The following is a 5,355-nucleotide window of genomic DNA, read 5'->3' on the forward strand; positions in this document are numbered from 1 at the left end:
GTGTTCCGGCTGGAGCGGTGGAGCGGGGCGCCCGCGGCGCTCCCGGTCGACCCGCGCGTCGACCTCGGGCGGTGGCGCGAGCGGATCGCCGAGGCCTGGGAGGTGCTGGAGCGGCGGCACCCCGAGGTGGCGCGGGAGTTCGCGGCGGCCGTGACCGTGCTGGCCCCGCTGCGGGCGGCGGCGGGCGGGACGAGCAGCGCGACGCTCGCGGACGCGTTCGGGTGCGTGTTCCTGTCACTCGGGCCGGACGCGCGGGCGGTCGCGGTGACGCTGGCGCACGAGTTGCAGCACACGAAGCTGGTGGCGCTGATGGACCTGGTCCCGCTGCTGCGCCCCGATCCGGACGAGCGGTTCTACGCGCCGTGGCGCGACGACCCGCGACCGCTCGCCGGGCTGCTGCACGGGACGTACGCGCACCTGGGCGTCGCCGGGTTCTGGCGGCGGGAAAGGGAGAGCTTCCCCCAGGGGCACGTGGAGTTCGCCCGGTGGCGGGCGGCCGCGCTGGACGCGACCGCCACCATGCTGGGCTCCGGCAGGCTCACCGCCCCCGGCACGGCGTTCGTGGCGGGGATGGCCGAGGTGCTCACGGCGTGGGCGGACGAGCCGGTGCCGCCGGAGGCGCTGGACCGGGCCCGAGCGCTGGCCGACGAGCACCGGCGGCTCGCTACAGCCCGGTGAGCAGGTCCTTCTCCGCGACGCCCGGCTCGGCGCCGACGCGGATGAACCACTCCGTGCCGAACGAGTAGGCGAAGGCCTCGTCGGACTGGCCGAGGAAGAACGACTGCTCGCTGATCTGGCTGGCGTGGGCGCGCATGGCGGCCTTCTTCACGTCCAGGTACGCCGTGACGTCGACGGCCGTGGTCAGCTCGGCCTCGGGCTTGCCGAACCCCGAGGTGTCCACGTCCGGCACCTGGAAGCCCGCCTCCACGGCCATCTCGCGGCGGCGGTTCATCAGGTCGCGGTTCATCGTGGCCTGGTAGACCCGAGGCGTGCCCGCGAGTTCGGCGGCGCGCATCCCGACCCGGTGGACCTGGATGTGGTCCGGGTGGCCGTAGCCGCCGTTGTCGTCGTAGACGGTCAGGACGTCGGCGCTCTCCTCCACCAGGATCGCCGCGAGCCTCGCCGCCGCCTCCTCGACCGACGCGGTCCAGAACGTGTTCGGGGCGTCGTTGGTGGGCTCGCCCATCATCCCGGAGTCCACGTAGCCGAGGAACTCCAGCCGTTGCGCGCCCACGATCTCCGCCGACGCGCGCATCTCCCGGACCCGCCGGTCGCTCAGGAGCTCGCCCACGTCGAGGAAGCCGTCCGGCACCTCGCCGACCTCGCCGCGGGTCGCGACGACCACCACGACGCGGTGGCCCTCGTCGGCCGCTTTGCGCATCACGCCACCGCAGAGGATGCACTCGTCGTCGGGGTGGGCGTGGAAGGACACCAGGGTTGCCATGAGCCGCACGCTACGTCAGTCGTCCGGTGGTCGGCTCGGCCGGCAGTCGTCCGATCGTCGGCTCCGCCGACAGTCGTCCGATCGTCGGCTCGGCCGACGCCGACACGCGGGGCCGGGGCGTCCACGAGCACGGCGGCCCGGCCCGCGATACTGCCCGTCATGCTCACCACGGAGGCCGGCCTGGTCATCTCGCCGACGGACCTGGTCGACCTGCTGGAGTGCGAGCACCGCAGCACGCTGAACCACGCCATCGCCTCCCGCCTGCCGGGTGTGCCCACCCCGGAGAACGCTGGTGCGACGGTCGTCACGAAGCACGGCGCGGCTCACGAGCAGGCCGTCCTGGAGCGGCTGCGGACGAGGTTCGGCGCCGGTCTGGTCGAGATCACCCTGCCGGTCCCGCAGCACGACGCACTGGTCAAAGCCGCCGAGGAGACGCGGATAGCGCTGGAGTCCGGCGCTCCCGCCGTGTACCAGGCGGTGTTCTACGAGGACGGGTTCTACGGCCGCGCGGACTTCGTGATCCTCTCGGAGCACGGGTACGAGCCGCACGACACGAAGCTGGCCCGGCACGCGACCCCCGCCGCGGTGCTCCAGCTGACGGCGTACGCCGACGCCCTGCGCCGCGCGGGCCACCCCACCGGGCCGTCGATGCACCTGCTGCTCGGCGACGACACCGCGCACTCGTTCCCCGTGGCGGACTTCCTGCCGCTGGTCGACCACCTGCGGGCCCGGCTGCGGAGCAGGTTGGAGGTCCCGGCGGCGCTGCCCGAGCGGATCTGGGCCGACGAGCGGCCCGCGTGCGGGACCTGCCGGTTCGCCAGGAGCTGCTCGACCGGCCGCGAGTCCGCGCGGGACCTGTCGCTGGTGGCGGGGATGCGCACCGACCAGCGGCGCAAGCTGGTGGCGGCCGGGCTGGGCACGATCGACGAGCTGGCCAACGCCGTCGCCACCGACCGGCCGTCGGACATGTCGGCGTCGACGTTCGGCGCGCTGCGGTCGCAGGCGGCGTTGCAGGTCATCCAGGACAACTCGCGCACCGAGGACGACCCGACCGGCAAGGTCGCCTACGAGGTGCTGTCGCCGGACGTGCTGGCCACGCTGCCCTCCCCCGCCGCCGGGGACGTGTTCTTCGACATGGAGGGCGACCCGTTCGCCCTCGCCGGGGAAGGCCTGGAGTACCTGTTCGGCGCGATCACCCACGGCGACGTCTTCACCCCGTTCTGGGCCCACAGCCGGGCGCAGGAGAAGGCGGCGTTCGAGGGGTTCGTGGACTTCGCGCTGGCGCGGCTGACCGAGTTCCCCGGCAGCCACGTCTACCACTACGCGCCGTACGAGGTGAGCGCGCTCAAGCGGTTGGCGGCGCTGCACGGCACGCGCGAGGAGGCCGTGGACACGCTGCTGCGGACGGGGTCGCTGATCGACCTGTACGCGGTGGTGCGCAAGGCGTTGCGGGTGTCGCAGCGGTCGTACTCCATCAAGTACCTGGAGCCGCTGTACATGCCGGAGGCGCGGTCCGGCGAGGTGAAGAACGCGGTGTCCAGCATCGAGGCGTACGAGGACTACCTCACGCTGGTCGAGGCGGGCGACACCGCGCGGGCCGAGGACGTGCTGAACGGGATCGCCGAGTACAACACCTACGACTGCGTGTCCACGCACCGGCTGTACCGGTTCCTGCTGGACGTCCGGGCCGAGGCGGGGATCGAGCCGCACGTGCCGGAAGAGTCCACTGTGGACGCTTTGATGAAGGCCACCGACGAGGAGCTGGCCGCCGAGCGGCGGGCCGAGCGCGCGGCGAAGCTGGCGGCGGTCGTGGACCCGCTGATGGCCGGTCTGCCGGACAACCCCGCCGACGCCACCCCCGACGAGAAGGCGCGGGCGCTGCTGGCCGCCGCCGTGGGCTACCACCGGCGCGAGACGAACCCGGCGTGGTGGGACTTCTTCCGCCAGGTGGGCGCTCCCCTGCCGGACCTGGAGGTGGACAACACCTGCGCGGTGCCGGTGTCGGTGCGGACCGACGACTGGGTGATGCCCAGCGGACGGGTGCGCAACGCCAAGCGCGAGGTGCACGCGGCGTGCGACCCGGACCGGCCGCACCCGTTCGGCCACGGCGAGCAGGTCCGCCTGCTCTACCCCGGCACACCCACGGCGTGGACCCGCAAGGCCGAGGTGATCGCCGAGGGCGCGGACCGCGTGGTGCTGCTGGAGAGCGTGAAGCCGGACGAGCTGGACTCGTTGCGCCCCATCGCGATCCTGCCCGGCGACCCGGTGAAGCCCGCGCCGAAGGACGACGCGGTGTACGAGCTGGCGCAGGCGGTCGTGGACGTGCTGCCAGTGCTGCCACCGCATCCGGGGATCGACCTGCTGCGCCGGACGCCGCCGCGGCTGGTGTCCGGGACGCTGCCGCGGGGCGAGGACCTGGTGGCGGCGGTGATCAGCGCCGTGGACGCGCTGGACGGCTCGACGCTGGCCGTGCAGGGCCCGCCGGGGGCCGGGAAGACGTACCTGGCCGGACGGCTGATCGCGCACCTGATCCGGCGGGGCAAGACCGTGGCGGTCACCTCGACCAGCCACAAGGCGGTGGAGAACGTGCTGTCGGCGGCCAAGTCCGCGGGCCGCGCGCTGGGCGTGCCGATCCCGACCGCGAAGCGCGCCAAGGGCAAGCCCGTCAAGGACTGCGAGTGGGAGCAGCCGCGCGACAACCCGGCGCTCGTGCGGTGGCGCAACGAGCAGGGCGGCGGGCACCTCGTCGGCGGCACGGCGTGGACGTTCGCCAACGCCGCGCTGCGCGAGCAGCCGTTCGACGTGCTGATCATCGACGAGGCGGGGCAGTTCGCGCTGGCCGACGCGCTCGCGGTGTCGACGTGCACGCGGAACCTGGTGCTGCTGGGCGACCCGCAGCAGCTCCCCCAGGTCGTGCAGGGCACGCACCCGGCGGGCGCCGACGCGTCCGCGCTGGGCCACCTGCTCGGCGACGCCGACGTGATCCCGCCCGACCTGGGCTACTTCATGGACCAGTCGCGGCGGATGCACCCCAACGTGTGCGCGCCGGTGTCGCGGCTGTCCTACGCCGGTCGGCTGCACGCCCACCCGACGGCGGCGGAACGCTCGCTGGCCGAGGTGGAACCGGAGCTGTACCTGGATTCCGTGGACCACTCGCACAACATCACCAGCTCGCCCGAGGAGGCGAGGGAGGTGGTGCGGATCGTCCAGTCGCTGATGGGTCGCATGTGGACGGACAGCGGCACGTCCCGCGCGCTCAACGAGGACGACATCCTCGTGGTGGCCCCGTACAACCTCCAGGTGCGGGTGGTGCGGCGGGCGCTGGAGCAGGCAGGGTACGACGAGGTCCGGGTCGGGACCGTCGACAAGTTCCAGGGCCAGGAGGCCCCGGTGGTGATCGCGACGATGACGTCGTCGGCGGCCGTGGACCTGCCGCGCGGCCTGGACTTCCTGCTGTCGCGCAACCGGTTGAACGTGGCGCTCTCGCGGGCGCAGGCCGTGGCGGTCCTGGTGTGCTCGCCGCGCCTGGTCGAGGCGGACATCCGCGGCGTGGACCAGATGCGCCTGGTGTCCGGGATGATCGGGCTGATGGCCGGGGCGGCCCGCTGGCCCTCGTAGGCCATCGCCCGGTTCTATGGGCAATCGCTATGCCCCCGTGCGCCGACCTGCCCTTAGTGTTCAGGAATCCTTCTCCTCCCTGCAACGAAGGAGTTCCGGTGAGCACCAGGTTCCCGAGCCTGACACTGGGTGAGCTGACCGACGTACCCCCGAACGCCCGCCTCCGGGCGTTCGCCGCGAGCGGTGGCGGACCCCCTGACCCAACCAGCGGGGCGAGGTACGCCCCCCCGTACACCCCGCCGGACGCCGCGGGGTGCGGCCGGGGGTCGACCCCCAGGGGGGTGTACGCCCAA

General features: G+C 73.2%; 4 protein-coding genes. 3 read left to right on the forward strand and 1 reads right to left on the reverse strand.

Translation table 11 applies throughout. The features are described 5' to 3' along the window. Positions 1-678, forward strand: a 678-nt coding sequence (locus ACFWW9_RS45730; RefSeq protein ID WP_390389875.1) for an aKG-HExxH-type peptide beta-hydroxylase, incomplete at its 5' end; no start/stop codon positions are given. On the opposite strand, the gene ACFWW9_RS45735 is transcribed toward ACFWW9_RS45730, so the two are convergent. Beyond that, on the reverse strand, positions 665-1,444 hold the full coding sequence (locus ACFWW9_RS45735) for a PIG-L family deacetylase (protein ID WP_390389877.1): 780 nt from the start codon (positions 1,442-1,444) through the stop codon (positions 665-667). The genes ACFWW9_RS45730 and ACFWW9_RS45735 overlap by 14 nt on opposite strands. Positions 1,445-1,603: 159 nt before the next feature. Here ACFWW9_RS45735 and ACFWW9_RS45740 point away from each other — a divergent pair, with 159 nt between their 5' ends. Beyond that, on the forward strand, positions 1,604-5,062 hold the full coding sequence (locus tag ACFWW9_RS45740) for a TM0106 family RecB-like putative nuclease (protein ID WP_390389878.1): 3,459 nt from the start codon (positions 1,604-1,606) through the stop codon (positions 5,060-5,062). Between the two features lie 98 nt (positions 5,063-5,160). Beyond that, positions 5,161-5,355, forward strand: a 195-nt coding sequence (locus ACFWW9_RS45745) for a hypothetical protein (RefSeq protein ID WP_390389880.1), incomplete at its 3' end; no start/stop codon positions are given.

It is taken from the genome of Umezawaea sp. NPDC059074 (assembly GCF_042738955.1).
In the GTDB taxonomy this organism is placed as follows: domain Bacteria; phylum Actinomycetota; class Actinomycetes; order Mycobacteriales; family Pseudonocardiaceae; genus Umezawaea.

Excerpts from the sequence above, each read along its gene's own strand:
- ACFWW9_RS45735 (WP_390389877.1), bottom strand. The coding sequence starts at position 1,444 with ATGGCAACCCTGGTGTCCTTCCACGCCCACCCCGACGACGAGTGCATC.
- ACFWW9_RS45740 (WP_390389878.1), top strand. The coding sequence starts at position 1,604 with ATGCTCACCACGGAGGCCGGCCTGGTCATCTCGCCGACGGACCTGGTC.